Origin of the sequence: Streptomyces swartbergensis (genome assembly GCF_002148965.1) — a bacterium.
Lineage (GTDB): Bacteria > Actinomycetota > Actinomycetes > Streptomycetales > Streptomycetaceae > Streptomyces > Streptomyces swartbergensis.
Genome location: NZ_NGFN01000185.1, coordinates 1 through 16,837, shown reverse-complemented (window position 1 = coordinate 16,837; position 16,837 = coordinate 1). Strand labels below are relative to the sequence as shown.

The 16,837-nt window shown below is 69.3% G+C and carries 10 protein-coding genes; 9 read left to right on the top strand and 1 reads right to left on the bottom strand.

All coding sequences use genetic code 11. The features are described 5' to 3' along the window. Positions 1-1,685, bottom strand: a 1,685-nt coding sequence (locus tag CA983_RS26185; protein WP_143645559.1) for a GAF domain-containing protein, incomplete at its 3' end; no start/stop codon positions are given. Between the two features lie 377 nt (positions 1,686-2,062). On the opposite strand from CA983_RS26185, the gene CA983_RS26175 reads away from it, so the two are divergent. From CA983_RS26175 to CA983_RS26135, 9 genes are all read left to right on the top strand, one after another. Continuing rightward, positions 2,063-7,534, top strand: a complete 5,472-nt coding sequence (locus CA983_RS26175; RefSeq protein ID WP_086603308.1) for a HAMP domain-containing protein — start codon at positions 2,063-2,065, stop codon at positions 7,532-7,534. A gap of 307 nt (positions 7,535-7,841) precedes the next feature. Continuing rightward, a complete protein-coding gene (locus tag CA983_RS26170; protein ID WP_059418393.1) occupies positions 7,842-8,522 on the top strand; it encodes a response regulator in 681 nt (226 codons plus the stop codon). 127 nt (positions 8,523-8,649) lie between these two features. Then, entirely contained in the window at positions 8,650-11,391 is a 2,742-nt protein-coding gene (locus CA983_RS26165) for an FtsK/SpoIIIE family DNA translocase (protein WP_208637038.1), read from the top strand. 264 nt (positions 11,392-11,655) lie between these two features. Beyond that, positions 11,656-12,504, top strand: coding sequence for a helix-turn-helix domain-containing protein (locus CA983_RS26160; RefSeq protein ID WP_086603306.1), 849 nt, complete (start codon positions 11,656-11,658; stop codon positions 12,502-12,504). A gap of 93 nt (positions 12,505-12,597) precedes the next feature. Next, entirely contained in the window at positions 12,598-14,079 is a 1,482-nt protein-coding gene (gene rimO, locus CA983_RS26155) for a 30S ribosomal protein S12 methylthiotransferase RimO (RefSeq protein WP_086603305.1), read from the top strand. Continuing rightward, positions 14,076-14,936 carry a CDP-diacylglycerol--glycerol-3-phosphate 3-phosphatidyltransferase gene (pgsA, locus tag CA983_RS26150; protein ID WP_086603304.1) on the top strand — a complete coding sequence of 287 codons (861 nt, stop codon included), beginning with the start codon at positions 14,076-14,078 and terminating at the stop codon, positions 14,934-14,936. The genes rimO and pgsA overlap by 4 nt, the downstream gene beginning before the upstream one ends. Continuing rightward, on the top strand, positions 14,933-15,478 hold the full coding sequence (locus CA983_RS26145; protein WP_086603303.1) for a CinA family protein: 546 nt from the start codon (positions 14,933-14,935) through the stop codon (positions 15,476-15,478). Before pgsA ends, CA983_RS26145 begins: the two co-directional genes overlap by 4 nt. A 109-nt stretch (positions 15,479-15,587) precedes the next feature. Then, complete coding sequence (locus tag CA983_RS26140; protein ID WP_020276318.1) at positions 15,588-15,968, top strand: helix-turn-helix domain-containing protein; 381 nt, start codon at positions 15,588-15,590, stop codon at positions 15,966-15,968. A gap of 218 nt (positions 15,969-16,186) precedes the next feature. Continuing rightward, positions 16,187-16,657, top strand: coding sequence for a Dps family protein (locus CA983_RS26135; RefSeq protein ID WP_086603302.1), 471 nt, complete (start codon positions 16,187-16,189; stop codon positions 16,655-16,657). Positions 16,658-16,837: the final 180 nt, after the last annotated feature.

Here is a 16,837-nt window from a genome sequence, read left to right as displayed (position 1 = left end):
GGGTCGGGCGGGGGGACCTTCGACAGCAGGGACTTGATGCCGTCGATGAGTTCCTCGTCCTCGTGCAGGACGTACGAGAGGTACGGCTCGGAGGCCTGGTGGGCGATCGTGTAGACGGCGCACCAGGTGGCGAGGGTGGGGACCGTCATCTGGGCCATCAGGGCCAGGGTCTGGTCGCGGTCCAGGGTGCCGGCGAGTAGGTCGGAGGCCTCGACGAGGAAGTTCAGGGAGCCGCGGCGCAGGCGTTCCAGTTCGCCGAGGCGGGCCGATTCGACGGCGAGTGCGATGCGGTCGGCGGCGAACTGGAGGCGCAGGGCTTCCTCGTTGGAGTATCTGCCGGGGGCCTCGGCGGCGACGCCGAGGGAGCCGGTGAGGCGGCCCTCGACCTTCAGCGGGACCGTGACGACCGAGCGCATGCCCGTGCCGTTCAGCAGCGGCACCGCGCCGGGGACCGCCGTCAGGTCGTCGTGGACGGCCGGCATGCGGGCGGAGCCGTAGCGGCCGGAGCCTGCCTCGACGGGGACGCGGGCGAAGCGCTGACGGGCGGAGGGCAGGCCCGTGGAGGCGCGGACCTCCAGTTCAGTCTCGTCGTCGGTGGCCAGCAGGAGGAACGCGGAGTCGCCGTCGAGCATGTCGCGGGCGCGTTCGACCGTGCGCTGGAGGAGGCCGTCGAGGTCGTCCGGGGCCGGGTAGCCGATGAACACCTCGAAGGGGTCGGTGCTCTGGCCCTCGGAGGTGGCGGTGTCGGAGGCAGGGACGCGTAGAGGCGTCTGGAGAACGGCCCGTTCGTGGTCACGTACCAAGAGGCACACGGTTGACGGTTCGCCGCCGGTGTCGCGGACGCGCAGGTGGGAGGCGTAGACGGCCGTCACGCGGCCGTCGGCGGCGCGGATGCCGTAACTGCCCTCCCAGCGGGAGAGCTGGAGTGCCTCCGCGATGCCGGTGCTGGTGCCCGGGGTGTGCGGCCAGGCCGCGAGGTCGGTCAGGGGCTTGCCGGTGACCTGCTCGGCCGGGTAGCCGAAGAGGTCCTCGGCGTCCTCGTTCCAGGCGGTGATGTGGCCGGTGCGGTCGATCTGGACGACGGCCACGCGGACCCGGCCGTCGGCAAGGGGGAGGAGGTTGGCGGGGAGGGCCGGGCCGGCCGCGCGGGTGCCCACCACCCTGGCCGGGAGGTCGAGTTGGAACCAGACGGTCTTGTGGGTGGGGGTGTACTCGACGCCCCAGCGGCCGGCGAGGGCCGCGCACAGCTGGAGGCCGCGTCCGCCCTCGCGGTCGGGGCTGCCCATGTTGATGGCCGAGGCCTGGAGCGGGATCTCACGCTCGGGGTAGCGGTCGGCCACCTCGATGCGCACGCCCTCGTCGCTGCGCAGGCAGAGCAGATCGGCGGAGGTGCCCGCGTGGACCACGGCGTTGGTCACCAGTTCGCTCGTGAGAACGACGGCGTCATCGACGATGTCGGCGAAGCCCCAGCCCTGGAGGGTGTCGCGGACGAAGGAGCGGGCGCTCGCTACAGATCGCCCGACGGGCTCGAAACTGGCGGCCGCTCGCGCGGTGATCACAGAACTCCTCGACCGGTTCTCGACATGCTGGGCTGCGTGGCCGACCGGCTCGCGCCGCTGTTGCGGCAGGCCGCCCGTCGGCCGGGGGTCCGGGGGCTGTCCCCCCGGGATCAGTCCGGTGGTCATGTGTGCGGCCGCCCCTCCGATGCCCGCTCGTCTTCGTGCCACCGCCCAGGCCGGACGGACCGGCGCGGCTGGACAGCCGGATGCAAGGTTACTTACCTTCGCGGTCCATGCGGATGCCGGTCTGCAGTGTTTCCGTCCGGAGGGTGTGCGGACGATGTGCGAAGCTGCCGAACTGTTATGGCCTGGTTCGGCCAGGGTGAAACACTGGGCAAGCTTCTTGTGAATGTCCGGGCAGGCTGAGTGTCTTCTGCGTACGGGGGCAGCAGCCCCCCGGGAACGGCCTGGTATGCAAGGCGGAGAATACGCAGTAGTAACCGGTACGCCGAGCGCGGTACCTCAGCACAGCAGTGACGGTCGACCCCTGCGGGAGGGACACAGTGGAGTCTGGCGCAGCGACGCGTGGCAAGAAGACGCGCGCGAAAGGCGGACAGTCCCCAAGTAGTCAGGGCAAAGTGCGTAGCGGCACGACTGAAGTGGACACGGCAGCCCTGAACCGGCTGATGGTTGCCCTGGTGGCGATGCGGGACGGCAACTTCCGCAAGCGGCTCACGGTGTCCGGGGACGGCGTGATGGCCGAGATCGCGGCGGTTTTCAACGAGGTGGCCGACCGCAATCTGCATCTGACGGGTGAGCTCTCGCGCGTGCGGCGGATGGTGGGCCGGGAGGGCAAGCTCACCGAGCGGCTGGAGACGGGGGCCTGTGAGGGCTCCTGGGCGACCGCGATCGACAACTCGAATGCCCTGGTGGACGACCTGGTGCGGCCGGTTTCCGAGGTCAGCCGGGTGCTGTCCGCGGTGGCCGAGGGTGATCTGTCGCCGCGTATGGAGTTGCGGACGCAGGTGCCGGACGGGAACGGGCAGCCGCTGCGCGGCGAGTTCCTGAAGGTCGGGCGGACCGTCAACAATCTGGTGGACCAGCTGTCGACGTTCACCGACGAGGTCACGCGTGTGGCCAGTGAGGTGGGCACCGAGGGCAAGCTCGGCGGACAGGCCCGTGTGCGTGGGATGTCGGGTTCGTGGCGGGATCTCACGGACTCCGTCAACACGATGGCGTACCGGCTCACCGCTCAGGTGCGGGATATCGCGCTGGTGACGACAGCGGTCGCGAAGGGTGATCTGTCTCGGAAGGTCACGGTTCAGGTGGCCGGCGAGATGCTGGAGCTGAAGAACACCGTCAACACGATGGTGGACCAGCTGTCGGCGTTCTCCTCCGAGGTGACGCGGGTGGCCCGGGAGGTGGGCACCGAGGGCGCGCTGGGCGGTCAGGCGCAGGTGCCCGGGGTGGACGGCGTGTGGAAGGAGCTCACCGACTCCGTCAACACCATGGCCGGGAATCTCACGGCCCAGGTGCGCGGGATCGCGGAGGTGACGACGGCGGTCGCCAACGGTGACCTGTCGCGGAAGGTGACCGTGCAGGCGCGCGGCGAGGTCGCGCAGCTCGCCGAGACGATCAACCAGATGACCGAGACGCTGCGGATCTTCGCGGACGAGGTCACGCGGGTGGCCAACGAGGTCGGGGCCGAGGGGCGTCTCGGTGGTCAGGCGAATGTGCCGGGTGCGGCGGGGACGTGGAAGGACCTCACCGATTCGGTGAACACGGTCTTCCGGAATCTGACCACTCAGGTGCGGGACATCGCCGCCGTGACGACGGCCGTGGCCAACGGTGACCTGTCGCAGAAGGTCACCGTGGACGTGGCCGGCGAGATGCTGGAGCTGAAAAACACCGTCAACACGATGGTCGACCAGCTCTCGGCCTTCGGTGCCGAAGTGACTCGTGTGGCCCGTGAGATCGGTGTCGAGGGTGAGCTGGGCGGTCAGGCGCAGGTGCCGGGCGCGGCCGGGACGTGGAAGGACCTGACGGACTCCGTCAACACGGCGTTCCGGAACCTCACCGGTCAGGTGCGGAACATCGCCCAGGTGACGACGGCGGTGGCCAACGGCGATCTCTCGCAGAAGGTCACGGTCGACGTCTCCGGCGAGATGCTCAAGCTGAAGAACACCGTGAACACGATGGTGGACCAGCTGTCGTCCTTCGCCGACCAGGTGACCCGGATGGCCCGGGACGTGGGCACGGAGGGCCGTCTCGGTGGTCAGGCCCAGGTGGACGGCGTGTCCGGCACGTGGAAGGAGCTCACCGACTCCGTCAACTCCATGGCCGGGAACCTCACCTCCCAGGTGCGCAACATCGCGCAGGTGACGACGGCGGTGGCCCGGGGCGATCTGTCACAGAAGATCGACGTGGACGCGCGCGGGGAGATCCTGGAGCTGAAGAACACCATCAACACGATGGTCGACCAGCTCTCGGCCTTCGCCGACCAGGTGACCCGGGTCGCGCGCGAGGTGGGTACGGACGGCCGGCTGGGCGGACAGGCGCAGGTGCCCGGCGTCGCCGGTGTGTGGCGTGACCTCACCGATTCCGTGAACGGCATGGCCGGGAACCTCACCGCGCAGGTGCGCAACATCGCGCAGGTGGCGACCGCGGTGGCCCGGGGTGATCTGTCACAGAAGATCGACGTGGACGCGCGCGGGGAGATCCTGGAGCTGAAGAACACGCTGAACACGATGGTGGACCAGCTGTCGTCGTTCGCCCAGGAGGTCACGCGTGTGGCCCGTGAGGTGGGTACGGAGGGCATCCTGGGCGGCCAGGCCGAGGTGCAGGGCGTCTCCGGCACCTGGAAGGACCTCACCCAGTCCGTGAACGGCATGGCGAACAACCTGACCATCCAGGTGCGCAATATCGCCGAGGTCACGACCGCGGTCGCCCGGGGCGATCTGTCGAAGAAGATCACCGTCGACGCCAAGGGCGAGATCCTCGAGCTCGTCACGACCGTCAACACGATGGTCGACCAGCTGTCCTCGTTCGCCGAGCAGGTGACCCGGGTGGCCCGTGAGGTGGGCACCGAGGGCATCCTGGGCGGCCAGGCGCACGTGCCCGGGGTCACGGGCATCTGGAAGGACCTGAGCGACAACGTCAACCTGATGGCCAAGAACCTCACCACTCAGGTGCGGAACATCTCCCAGGTCTCCGCGGCGGTCGCCAACGGTGACCTGACGCGGCAGGTCACGATCGAGGCGCGCGGTGAGGTCGCGCAGCTCGCCGACACCATCAACACGATGGTCAAGACGCTGAGTTCGTTCGCCGAGCAGGTCACCAAGGTGGCCCGTGAGGTGGGCACGGACGGCATCCTCGGCGGGCAGGCGCACGTGCCGGGTGTGGCCGGTACGTGGAAGGACCTGACCGAGTCCGTGAACCAGATGGCGTCCAACCTGACCGGCCAGGTGCGCAACATCGCCATGGTGACCACGGCCATCGCCAAGGGTGATCTGACGAAGAAGATCGACATCGACGCGCGCGGGGAGATCCTGGAGCTGAAGACGACCATCAACACGATGGTCGACCAGCTGTCCTCCTTCGCCGAGGAGGTCACCCGAGTAGCCCGCGAGGTGGGTACGGAGGGACAGCTCGGCGGGCAGGCACGCGTGCGTGACGTCGACGGCACGTGGCGGGACCTGACCGAGTCCGTGAACGAGATGGCCGGGAACCTGACCCGTCAGGTGCGTGCCATCGCGCGCGTGGCGACCGCGGTGACCCGCGGCGACCTGAACCTGAAGATCGACGTGGACGCGTCCGGGGAGATCCAGGAGCTCCAGGACTACATCAACAAGATGATCGCCAACCTGCGCGACACCACGATCGCCAACAAGGAACAGGACTGGCTCAAGGGCAACCTGGCCCGGATCTCCGCGCTGATGCAGGGCCGCCGGGACCTGGAGGACGTGGCCTCGCTGATCATGAGCGAGCTGACGCCGGTGGTCTCCGCCCAGCACGGCGCGTTCTTCCTGGCGATGCCGCTGGTCGACGGCGAGGACATGAACGCCGCGGACGACGACCAGTACGAGCTGCGCATGCTCGGCTCGTACGGCTACTCGATGGGCTCCATGCCGACGTCGTTCCAGCCCGGTGAGGCGCTGATCGGCACGGCCGCCACGGAGAAGCGCACGATCCTCGTGGAGAACGCGCCCAGCGGCTACCTGAAGATCTCCTCGGGGCTCGGTGAGGCGCCGCCCGCGCAGGTGATCGTCCTGCCGGTGCTGTTCGAGGGGAAGGTGCTCGGGGTCATCGAGCTGGCGTCCTTCACGCCCTTCACGCAGATCCAGAAGGACTTCCTGAACCAGATCGCGGAGATGATCGCGACGAGCGTCAACACGATCTCCGTCAACACCAAGACCGAGCTGCTGCTGGCGCAGTCGCAGGAGCTGACCGAGCAACTGCGTGAGCGTTCCGCCGAGTTGGAGCAGCGGCAGAAGGCCCTCCAGGCGTCCAACGCCGAACTGGAGGAGAAGGCCGAGCTGCTGGCCCAGCAGAACCGCGACATCGAGGTGAAGAACACCGAGATCGAGGAGGCGCGGCAGGTCCTGGAGGAGCGCGCCGAGCAGCTCGCGGTGTCGATGCGCTACAAGAGCGAGTTCCTGGCGAACATGTCGCACGAGCTGCGTACGCCGCTCAACTCGCTGCTGATCCTGGCCAAGCTGCTCGCCGACAACGCCGAGGGGAACCTCTCCCCGAAGCAGGTCGAGTTCGCCGAGACCATCCACGGGGCCGGTTCCGACCTGCTCCAGCTGATCAACGACATCCTCGACCTGTCGAAGGTCGAGGCGGGCAAGATGGACGTGTCCCCGACGCGGATCGCGCTCGTCCAGCTCGTGGACTACGTGGAGGCCACCTTCCGCCCGCTGACCGCGGAGAAGGGCCTGGACCTGTCGGTACGGGTGTCGCCGGAGCTGCCCGCGACGCTGCACACCGACGAGCAGCGGCTGCTCCAGGTGCTGCGCAACCTGCTGTCCAACGCGGTGAAGTTCACCGACTCCGGGTCGGTGGAGCTGGTCATCAGGCCGGCGCGGGACGACGTGCCGCAGAAGATCCGGGAGCAGTTGCTGGAGACCGGGTCGCTGACGGATCCGGACGCCGAGCTGATCGCGTTCTCCGTGACCGACACCGGGATCGGTATCGCGTCCAGCAAGATGCGGGTGATCTTCGAGGCGTTCAAGCAGGCCGACGGCACCACCAGCCGCAAGTACGGCGGTACGGGACTGGGGCTGTCCATCTCGCGGGAGATCGCCCAGCTGCTCGGCGGTGAGATTTACGCGCAGAGCGAGCCGGGCCGTGGCTCGACGTTCACGCTGTACCTGCCGCTGCACCCCAGCGAACTGCCGCCGCAGGGCTATCAGCAGCAGCTGCCGGCCCTGGAGCCCGGTGACCTGATGGCGTCGACGTCGGACCTGTCCGAGCTGTCCGAGGTCGAGGTCGAGACGCCGGCCGAGGTGAAGTCGTACAACGAGACGCAGAACGGTCCGGCCGCGCTGTTCCGGCGGCGCCGCAGGATGCCGGAGCTGGCGTCGCGCCCGGCGCAGCCGGAGCAGTGGACGCCCGCGGAGCAGGAGGCGGCGCCGAAGCCGCGGCGCGGCATCCGCTTCGGCGGCGAGAAGGTGCTGATCGTCGACGACGACATCCGCAACGTCTTCGCGCTGACCAGCGTCCTGGAGCAGCACGGCCTGTCCGTGCTGTACGCCGAGAACGGCCGCGAGGGCATCGAGGTCCTGGAACAGCACGAGGATGTGGCGGTCGTCCTGATGGACATCATGATGCCCGAGATGGACGGGTACGCGACGACCACGGCGATCCGCAGGATGCCGCAGTTCGCCGGGCTGCCGATCATCGCGCTGACCGCGAAGGCGATGAAGGGCGACCGGGAGAAGGCGATCGAGTCGGGCGCCTCCGACTACGTCACGAAGCCGGTCGACCCCGATCACCTGCTGACGGTGATGGATCAGTGGATGCGAGGGGAATGAGGGGAACGTTGGACCGTTACGCAACGTTGGCGGAAAGGTTCGGTGTTCACACGGAGTTGCGGACTCGATGTGCGCATAGTCGTGTAGAAGTACGAGATCTGGGGAACCTTCTGGTCTCCTGCTGCGTTTCTGCTACGGGCACAGTGACATCGCGGTGACAGGGTGTGGCGACAGGCGGGGTGCGGCTACGATGACCGGCACAAGGACGGGCGACGCAAGGGAGTCGTCCCCTGGGGCGGCACCCACCGGTGCATCCTCAGGTCCTGCGGACAGGGGAGGCCCCACGCCGGGGCGAGGAGGGCGGGCCATGGTGCAGAAGGCCAAGATCCTCCTGGTCGATGACCGGCCGGAGAATCTGCTGGCGCTGGAGGCGATCCTCTCTGCGCTCGATCAGACGCTGGTGCGGGCATCGTCCGGGGAGGAAGCGCTCAAAGCGCTGCTCACGGACGACTTCGCGGTCATTCTGCTGGACGTCCAGATGCCGGGCATGGACGGCTTCGAAACAGCCGCGCACATCAAGCGGCGGGAGCGGACCCGGGACATCCCGATCATCTTCCTCACCGCGATCAACCACGGGCCGCACCACACCTTCCGGGGTTACGCGGCGGGCGCGGTCGACTACATCTCCAAGCCGTTCGACCCGTGGGTGCTGCGCGCGAAGGTCTCCGTCTTCGTCGAGCTGTACATGAAGAACTGCCAGCTGCGTGAGCAGGCCTCGCTGCTGCGGCTCCAGTTGGAGGGCAACGGCAAGGACGCGGACGGCGAGGCCAAGGAGTCGGCCGGGCTGCTCGCCGAGCTCTCGGCGCGGCTCGCGGCCGTCGAGGAGCAGGCCGAGGCGCTGACCAAGCAGCTCAACGACGACTCGACGGACGCGGCGGCGGTGGCCACGGCGGCTCATCTGGAGCGCAAGCTCACGGGGTTGCGGCGGGCGCTGGACGCGCTGGAGCCGGGCACCGGGAGCACATCGTCGGTGTCCTCGCAGAACTGACGGCCGGGCAGGCGTCGTTGCCCGCCCATGAGCGCGCGTCAGTTCTGCGCCTCTCCCGAAGCGACACGAACGGGTGAAGCCGTAGGCACACGTGTCCCTTGTCGTCTCCCCCGGTAACCTCACACCCATGGCCTCACGTCCCTCCGCAGCCAAGAAGCCGCCCGCGAAGAAGGCGGCCGGTTCGGCGAAGGCTCCGGCGAAGAAGGCCGCTGCCAAAAAGGCTCCAGCGAAAAGGGCGCCCGCCAAGAAGGCCGCGGCGAAGAAGGCCGCGCCCAAACCGGCTCCGAGCCCGACCGGGGGCATCTACCGGCTCGTGCGCGCCCTGTGGCTCGGGGTCGCACATGCCGTCGGCGCCGTCTTCCGCGGCATAGGGCAGGGCGCCAAGAACCTCGACCCGGCCCACCGCAAGGACGGCGTCGCCCTGCTGCTGCTCGGTATCGCGCTGATCGTCGCCGCGGGCACCTGGGCCGATCTGAAGGGCCCGGTGGGCGACCTGGTCGAGATCCTGGTGACCGGCGCCTTCGGCCGGCTCGACCTGCTCGTGCCGATCCTGCTCGCCGTCATCGCCGTGCGGTTCATCCGCCACCCGGAGAAGCCCGAGGCCAACGGACGCATCGTCATCGGCTTGTCCGCGCTCGTCATCGGGGTGCTCGGCCAGGTCCACATCGCCTGCGGCTCACCGGCGCGCGGCGAGGGCATGCAGGCCATAAGGGACGCCGGCGGCCTCATCGGCTGGGCCATGGCGACCCCGCTGTCGTACGCCATGGGCGACATGCTCGCCGTGCCGCTGCTCGTGCTGCTGACGATCTTCGGGCTGCTGGTCGTCACGGCCACCCCGGTCAACGCCATCCCGCAGCGGCTGCGGCTGCTCGGGGTGCGGCTCGGGATCGTCCGCGACCCGGCCGAGGACGAGTACGGCTTCGCCGACGACGACGAGCGCTACGACGAGCAGTGGCGTGAGGCGCTGCCCGCCCGGCCGCGCGGCAGGCGTGCGCCGGCTCCGGCGGCGTACGACCCCGACAGCGCCGAACAGGAGGCCCTCTCCCGGCGCCGTGGCCGTCCCCGGCGCTCCGCCCTGCCGCAGCCCGACATGGACCGGCCCAGGGACGCCGTGGACGTCGCCGCGGCGGCCGCCGCCGCGCTCGACGGGGCCGTGCTGCACGGGATGCCGCCCTCGCCGATCGTCGCCGACCTCACCCAGGGCGTGACCGTCGGGGACCGCGAGGTGACCACGCCGACGCCCGTCCCGGCCGCCCGGCCGCAGCAGGAGAAGCTCCAGCAGGACGAGCCCGAGCAGGAGAGGCCGAAGGCGGGCGTCCGCGACCTCACCAAGTCCCCGCCCGCCAAGCCCCGCGACCTGCCCCCGCGCGCGGAACAGCTCCAGTTGTCCGGCGACATCACGTACGCGCTGCCGTCCCTCGACCTCCTCACGCGCGGAGGACCCGGCAAGGCCCGCAGCGCCGCCAACGACGCCATAGTCGCAGCGCTCACCAACGTCTTCACCGAGTTCAAGGTGGACGCCAGCGTCACCGGCTTCACGCGCGGGCCGACGGTCACGCGCTACGAGATCGAGCTCGGCCCCGCCGTGAAGGTCGAGCGGATCACCGCGCTGGCCAAGAACATCGCCTACGCCGTCGCCAGCCCGGACGTGCGGATCATCAGCCCGATCCCCGGCAAGTCCGCGGTCGGCATCGAGATCCCGAACACCGACCGGGAGATGGTCAACCTCGGTGACGTACTGCGGCTCGCGGAGTCCGCCGAGGACGACGACCCGATGCTGGTCGCCTTCGGCAAGGACGTCGAGGGCGGCTACGTCATGCACTCGCTGGCGAGGATGCCGCACATGCTGGTCGCCGGCGCCACCGGCTCCGGAAAGTCGTCCTGCATCAACTGCCTGATCACCTCGGTCATGATGCGGGCGACCCCCGAGGACGTCCGGATGATCCTCGTCGACCCCAAGCGGGTCGAGCTGACCGCCTACGAGGGCATCCCGCACCTGATCACCCCGATCATCACCAACCCCAAGCGGGCCGCCGAGGCGCTCCAGTGGGTCGTACGCGAGATGGACCTGCGCTACGACGACCTGGCCGCCTACGGCTACCGGCACATCGACGACTTCAACCGGGCGGTGCGCGAGGGCAAGGTCAAGCCGCCCGAGGGCAGCGAGCGCGAGCTCCAGCCGTACCCGTATCTGCTGGTCATCGTCGACGAGCTCGCCGACCTGATGATGGTCGCGCCGCGGGACGTCGAGGACGCGATCGTGCGCATCACGCAGCTCGCGCGCGCGGCCGGCATCCACCTCGTGCTCGCCACACAGCGGCCGTCGGTCGACGTCGTCACCGGCCTGATCAAGGCGAACGTGCCGTCGCGGCTGGCCTTCGCCACGTCGTCGCTGGCCGACTCGCGGGTCATCCTCGACCAGCCGGGCGCCGAGAAGCTCATCGGCAAGGGCGACGGGCTGTTCCTGCCGATGGGCGCCAACAAGCCGACCCGTATGCAGGGCGCCTTCGTGACCGAGGAGGAGATCGCGGGCGTCGTCCAGCACTGCAAGGACCAGATGGCGCCCGTCTTCCGGGACGACGTCACCGTCGGGACCAAGCAGAAGAAGGAGATCGACGAGGACATCGGCGACGACCTCGACCTGCTGTGCCAGGCGGCCGAACTGGTCGTCTCCACGCAGTTCGGGTCGACCTCCATGCTCCAGCGCAAACTGCGTGTCGGCTTCGCCAAGGCCGGGCGGCTGATGGACCTGATGGAGTCCCGCAACATCGTCGGACCGAGTGAGGGTTCGAAGGCTCGTGACGTTCTTGTGAAGCCTGACGAGCTGGATGGCGTGCTCGCGCTGATCCGGGGGGAGTCTGAAGGGTAGGGAAGTGGGACACGGCCGGTCGCCTCGCCGAGTTGTAGTGCAATCGGGTGTCCGGATCGTGACTCACCCGTAAGGGATCATTGAGCAACCGTTTCCCTTCGGCGTACGTCAAGTTGAGGGAAGTGACAAACAGCTTTCCCACCATCGGAATGTCGGGCCATTCCGATGGCGTACAAAGTGCCACCGCCCGGTTGCCCCACCCTTTTGCACCCCCCCTAGACTGAACCTCCAGCACAGGCGGCTACACGCTCGAAAGGCGCCCCCGTGTCCATCGGCAACTCCCCTGAAGACGAGCGTCCGTTCGAAGACGAGCGCGTCGAAGAAGACCGCGAGGAAGCCCGCCCCTCCATCGGCCGTGCCCTTCAGCAGGCGCGTATCGCCGCTGGGCTGACCGTCGACGACATCAGTAGCGCCACCCGGGTCCGCATGAACATCGTGCACGCCATCGAGGCGGACGACTTCTCCGCCTGTGGCGGGGACGTCTACGCCCGCGGGCACATCAGGACCCTGGCCAAGGCTGTCCACCTCGACCCCGCCCCGCTGCTCGCCCAGTACGGCGACGAGCACGGCGGGCGCCCGGCACCGACCCCGGCGGCTCCCCTGTTCGAGGCGGAACGTATCCGTCCGGAGCGGCGGGGGCCCAACTGGACCGCCGCCATGGTCGCCGCGATCGTCGCCGTGATCGGGTTCGTCGGGTTCACCATGTTCCAGGGCGGCAGCGACAGCGCCAACGAGGCGAACGTGGCCGAGGGCTCCACGCCCGGCGACTCCGCTTCCCCGACCACCAAGACCAAGAAGCCCGCCGACCCCAAGACCGAGCCGTCCGACAGCGCCATCGCGGCCGCGCCCCAGGACAAGGTGACGGTCCAGGTGGCCGCCGTCGACGGCCGCAGCTGGATCGCCGTCAAGGACCACAACGGCCGGATGATCTTCGACGGCGTCCTCAAGCAGGGCGACACCAAGACCTTCCAGGACAGCTCGAAGGTCCACCTCGTCCTCGGGGACGCCGGCGCGATCGACCTCTTCGTCAACGGCAAGAAGATCAAGGACGACTTCCAGCCGGGCGCCGTGGAGCGCCTGACGTACACGAAGGGCGACCCCGAAGCCGGATAACCGGTCCGAAGGACGCAGTCACCACGGGGTTGGCCGGGAAACCGCCAACCCCGTCGACGTGGGGTGTCAGTGGGACGAAGTACTCTTGAGCCCATGCCTGAACGCCGTACCGTCGCACTCGTCACCCTTGGCTGCGCCCGTAACGAGGTGGACTCGGAGGAGCTCGCAGGCCGTTTGGAGGCGGACGGCTGGCAGCTCGTGGAGGACGCCGAGGACGCGGACGTCGCTGTCGTGAACACCTGTGGCTTCGTCGAGGCCGCCAAGAAGGACTCCGTCGACGCCCTCCTGGAGGCCAACGACCTCAAGGGACACGGCAGAACCCAGGCCGTCGTGGCGGTGGGCTGCATGGCCGAGCGGTACGGCAAGGAACTCGCCGAGGCCCTCCCCGAGGCCGACGGCGTGCTCGGGTTCGACGACTACACCGACATCTCGGACCGGCTCCAGACCATCCTCAACGGCGGCATCCACGCCTCGCACACCCCGCGCGACCGGCGCAAGCTGCTGCCGATCAGCCCGGCCGAGCGGCAGGAGTCGGCCACCGCGGTCGCACTGCCCGGGCACGCCCCGGCCGACCTTCCGGAGGGCCTCGCTCCGGCCTCCGGTCCGCGTGCGCCCCTGCGCCGTCGTCTGGACGGCTCCCCGGTCGCCTCCGTGAAGCTCGCCTCCGGCTGCGACCGGCGCTGCTCCTTCTGCGCCATCCCGTCCTTCCGCGGCTCCTTCATCTCCCGCCGCCCGAGCGACGTGCTGAACGAGACGCGCTGGCTGGCCGAGCAGGGCGTGAAGGAGATCATGCTGGTCTCCGAGAACAACACCTCCTACGGCAAGGATCTCGGCGACATCCGCCTGCTGGAGTCGCTGCTGCCCGAGCTCGCCGAGGTGGACGGCATCGAGCGGGTCCGGGTGAGCTACCTCCAGCCCGCGGAGATGCGGCCGGGCCTGATCGACGTGCTGACGTCGACCCCGAAGGTCGCGCCCTACTTCGACCTCTCCTTCCAGCACTCCGCGCCCGGCGTGCTGCGTGCGATGCGCCGCTTCGGTGACACCGACCGGTTCCTGGAGCTGCTCGACACGATCCGCGGCAAGGCGCCCGAGGCCGGCGTGCGCTCCAACTTCATCGTCGGCTTCCCCGGCGAGAGCGAGGCCGACCTCGCCGAGCTGGAGCGGTTCCTGAACGGCGCGCGGCTGGACGCCATCGGCGTCTTCGGCTACTCCGACGAGGAGGGCACCGAGGCGGCGACCTACGACAACAAGCTCGACGAGGACGTCGTCGCCGAGCGGCTGGCCCGCGTCTCGCGGCTGGCCGAGGAACTCGTCTCGCAGCGCGCCGAGGAGCGCGTCGGCCAGACGGTGCACGTGCTCGTCGAGTCCGTCGACGACGAGGAGGGCGTGTACGGCCGCGCGGTCCACCAGGCGCCCGAGACGGACGGCCAGGTGCTGCTCACGAGCGGCGCGGGTCTGAGCAGCGGCCGTATGGTCGAGGCGAAGGTGGTCGGTACGGAGGGCGTCGACCTGGTGGCCGAGCCGCTTCAGGGCTCCTTCGCGTCGTCGGCGTGTAGTGAGGAGGCGGGCAGATGACCGGTGCTCCGGCATCCGCGGCGGGAGGCCCCTCCGGCGCGAGGAGGGCCGCGGCGGGTCCGGCCTCGGGCAAGGTTCCCGGGGCTGCGATGGGCCGTGGGGCCGCGCGGTCGGCCGAGGGCGGAGCGCCCGGTGCACGGCAGGGTGCGGCCTCCGGTGCGGGTGACAGTGGAGCCGCTGTCGGTGACGGCTCGGAGAGTGCCGTCGTCGACGCGCAGGACGACGGGAAGCCCGCGCGGGGCGGGAAGCTGGCGGCCGCGGCCGTCAACCAGGCCAGCGTCTGGAACGTGGCCAACCTCCTGACCATGCTCCGGCTGATCCTCGTACCGGCCTTCGTCGCGCTGATGCTCGCGGACGGCGGATACGACCCGGTGTGGCGGTCCCTCGCCTGGGCGGCCTTCGCCATCGCCATGATCACCGACCTCTTCGACGGCCATCTGGCGCGCACGTACAACCTGGTCACGGACTTCGGGAAGATCGCCGACCCCATCGCCGACAAGGCGATCATGGGGGCGGCGCTGATCTGTCTGTCCGTGCTCGGCGATCTGCCGTGGTGGGTGACCGGGGTCATCCTCGGCCGGGAACTCGGGATCACCCTCCTGCGTTTTGTCGTCATCCGGTACGGCGTCATCCCCGCCAGCCGCGGAGGCAAGCTCAAGACGCTCACCCAGGGCGTGGCCGTGGGTATGTATGTGCTGGCGCTGACGGGGTGGCTGGCCACTCTGAGGTTCTGGGTGATGGCCGCGGCGGTCGTTCTGACCGTGGTGACCGGGCTCGACTATGTGAAACAGGCCATTGTGCTGCGCAGGCGGGGAATCGCCGAGCGCGAGGCCGCGTTGGAGGAGAAGGAAGCGTGAGTTCCACGGCCACCGACGTGGTACGACTACTCACGGTGAACGGCGGGACGCTTGCCGTCGCGGAGTCGCTGACCGGTGGCCTCGTTGCGGCGGAGATCACATCCGTCCCCGGGGCGTCCAAGGTCTTCCAGGGCTCGGTGACGGCCTACGCCACCGAACTGAAGCATGAACTGCTGGGTGTCGACGCCACCCTGCTGGCGGCGCGAGGAGCGGTGGATCCGCAGGTCGCGGCCCAGATGGCGGCCGGAGTGCGCAAGGCGCTCGGCGCCGACTGGGGCATCGCGACCACCGGTGTCGCGGGTCCCGAGCCGCAGGACGGGCAGGCCGTCGGGACGGTCTTCGTCGCAGTGGACGGACCCCTGAGGGCAGATTCCGGTTCTGCCGGCGGCGGAAAAGTGGAGGCTCTGCGGTTGAACGGCGACCGCGAGGAAATTCGTAGAGAGAGTGTACGGAGCGTACTCGCACTGCTCCTGAAGGAGCTTGCGGGCGAACAGACTGGGAATGAGCGGGCACAGGATACGGAACGGAACGGGGGGTTTTGATGTTTGCAGCCCTGAGTGAACACGACATCGCTCCCCGCACGGCCGCGGCGCAAGGCGGTACGGTGGGGCGTAATGGATGCGGCTACGCGGTCCGAGGAGGGAGCCACCGATGATCCTGCTCCGTCGCCTGCTGGGTGACGTGCTGCGTCGGCAGCGCCAGCGCCAGGGCCGTACTCTGCGCGAAGTCTCCTCGTCCGCCCGAGTCTCACTCGGCTATCTCTCCGAGGTGGAGCGGGGGCAGAAGGAGGCTTCCTCCGAACTGCTCTCCGCCATCTGCGACGCGCTGGACGTACGGATGTCCGAGCTCATGCGGGAAGTGAGCGACGAACTCGCCCTTGCCGAGCTGGCTCAGTCTGCTGCGGCCACCCCCAGCGAACCTGTGCCCACGCCGGTTCGTCCGATGCTGGGCTCTGTTTCGGTGACCGGTGTGCCACCGGAGCGGGTGACCATCAAGGCGCCCGCCGAAGCGGTGGCCGCCACCGCCGCGTGACGCTTCGCGCGTGCGTGGCATGAACGGGCGCTGACAGGCGCCGAGACTGGTGAGGCCCCGGCCGGGGTTCTCCGGGAGATCCGGAGGGGTGTCGGTCGGGGTTTTCGCTTGCCCACGGACTGCCGTGCAGGGTTGTGCCCGATTTGTTTGCGTTTGCCTGTGGGGTGTGTGACGGGCATCGTTGAGGGGATGGCGGGGGGCAGCCAACGGAGGTGCGGATGTACGTCGTAAAGAGCCCGCTGTCCGACGCGAGCCTGAAGACCGTGTCCGAGGCGTTGCAGGGCGCCCTCGTCGACCTGGTGGATCTCGCCCTCGTGGCGAAGCAGATCCACTGGAACGTGGTGGGGCCGCGCTTCCGTTCCGTGCATCTCCAGCTCGACGAGGTCGTCGACATCGCGCGGAAGTACTCCGACACCGTGGCCGAGCGCGCCGCGGCGCTCGGGATCCCGCCCGACGGGCGAGCCGCGACCGTGGCCGTCGGCAGCGGCATCGGCGTGACCCCCGAGGGCTGGGTCGACGACATGACCGCCGTGCGGACGCTCGTCGAGGCACTGGGCGCGGTGATCGCGCGGATGCGGGAACGGGTCGAGGCGACCGGTGAGCCGGATCCGGTGAGCCAGGACATCTTCATCGGGATCACGGCGGACCTGGAGAAGCATCACTGGATGTTCCAGGCCGAGAACGGGTGACCGGAGCGGGCACGGCAGCGGGCGACGAGCCGACCGGAGGGCTCGCCGCTCGGCGCAGTGGGGTGCGCGGTGCGCCTATGTGCCGTTGGTGCGCCCTGTCCGCCGGCCCGAGCGGCCGAATAGCGTCGGGCTGGAGGTGGCGGCCATGGCGGGGATAGGGCGCTGGGGGGCCCGCGGAGC

Excerpts from the sequence above, each read along its gene's own strand:
- rimO (WP_086603305.1), top strand. The coding sequence starts at position 12,598 with ATGCCTGAACGCCGTACCGTCGCACTCGTCACCCTTGGCTGCGCCCGT.
- CA983_RS26165 (WP_208637038.1), top strand. The coding sequence starts at position 8,650 with ATGGCCTCACGTCCCTCCGCAGCCAAGAAGCCGCCCGCGAAGAAGGCG.
- CA983_RS26170 (WP_059418393.1), top strand. The coding sequence starts at position 7,842 with ATGGTGCAGAAGGCCAAGATCCTCCTGGTCGATGACCGGCCGGAGAAT.
- CA983_RS26135 (WP_086603302.1), top strand. The coding sequence starts at position 16,187 with ATGTACGTCGTAAAGAGCCCGCTGTCCGACGCGAGCCTGAAGACCGTG.
- pgsA (WP_086603304.1), top strand. The coding sequence starts at position 14,076 with ATGACCGGTGCTCCGGCATCCGCGGCGGGAGGCCCCTCCGGCGCGAGG.
- CA983_RS26140 (WP_020276318.1), top strand. The coding sequence starts at position 15,588 with ATGATCCTGCTCCGTCGCCTGCTGGGTGACGTGCTGCGTCGGCAGCGC.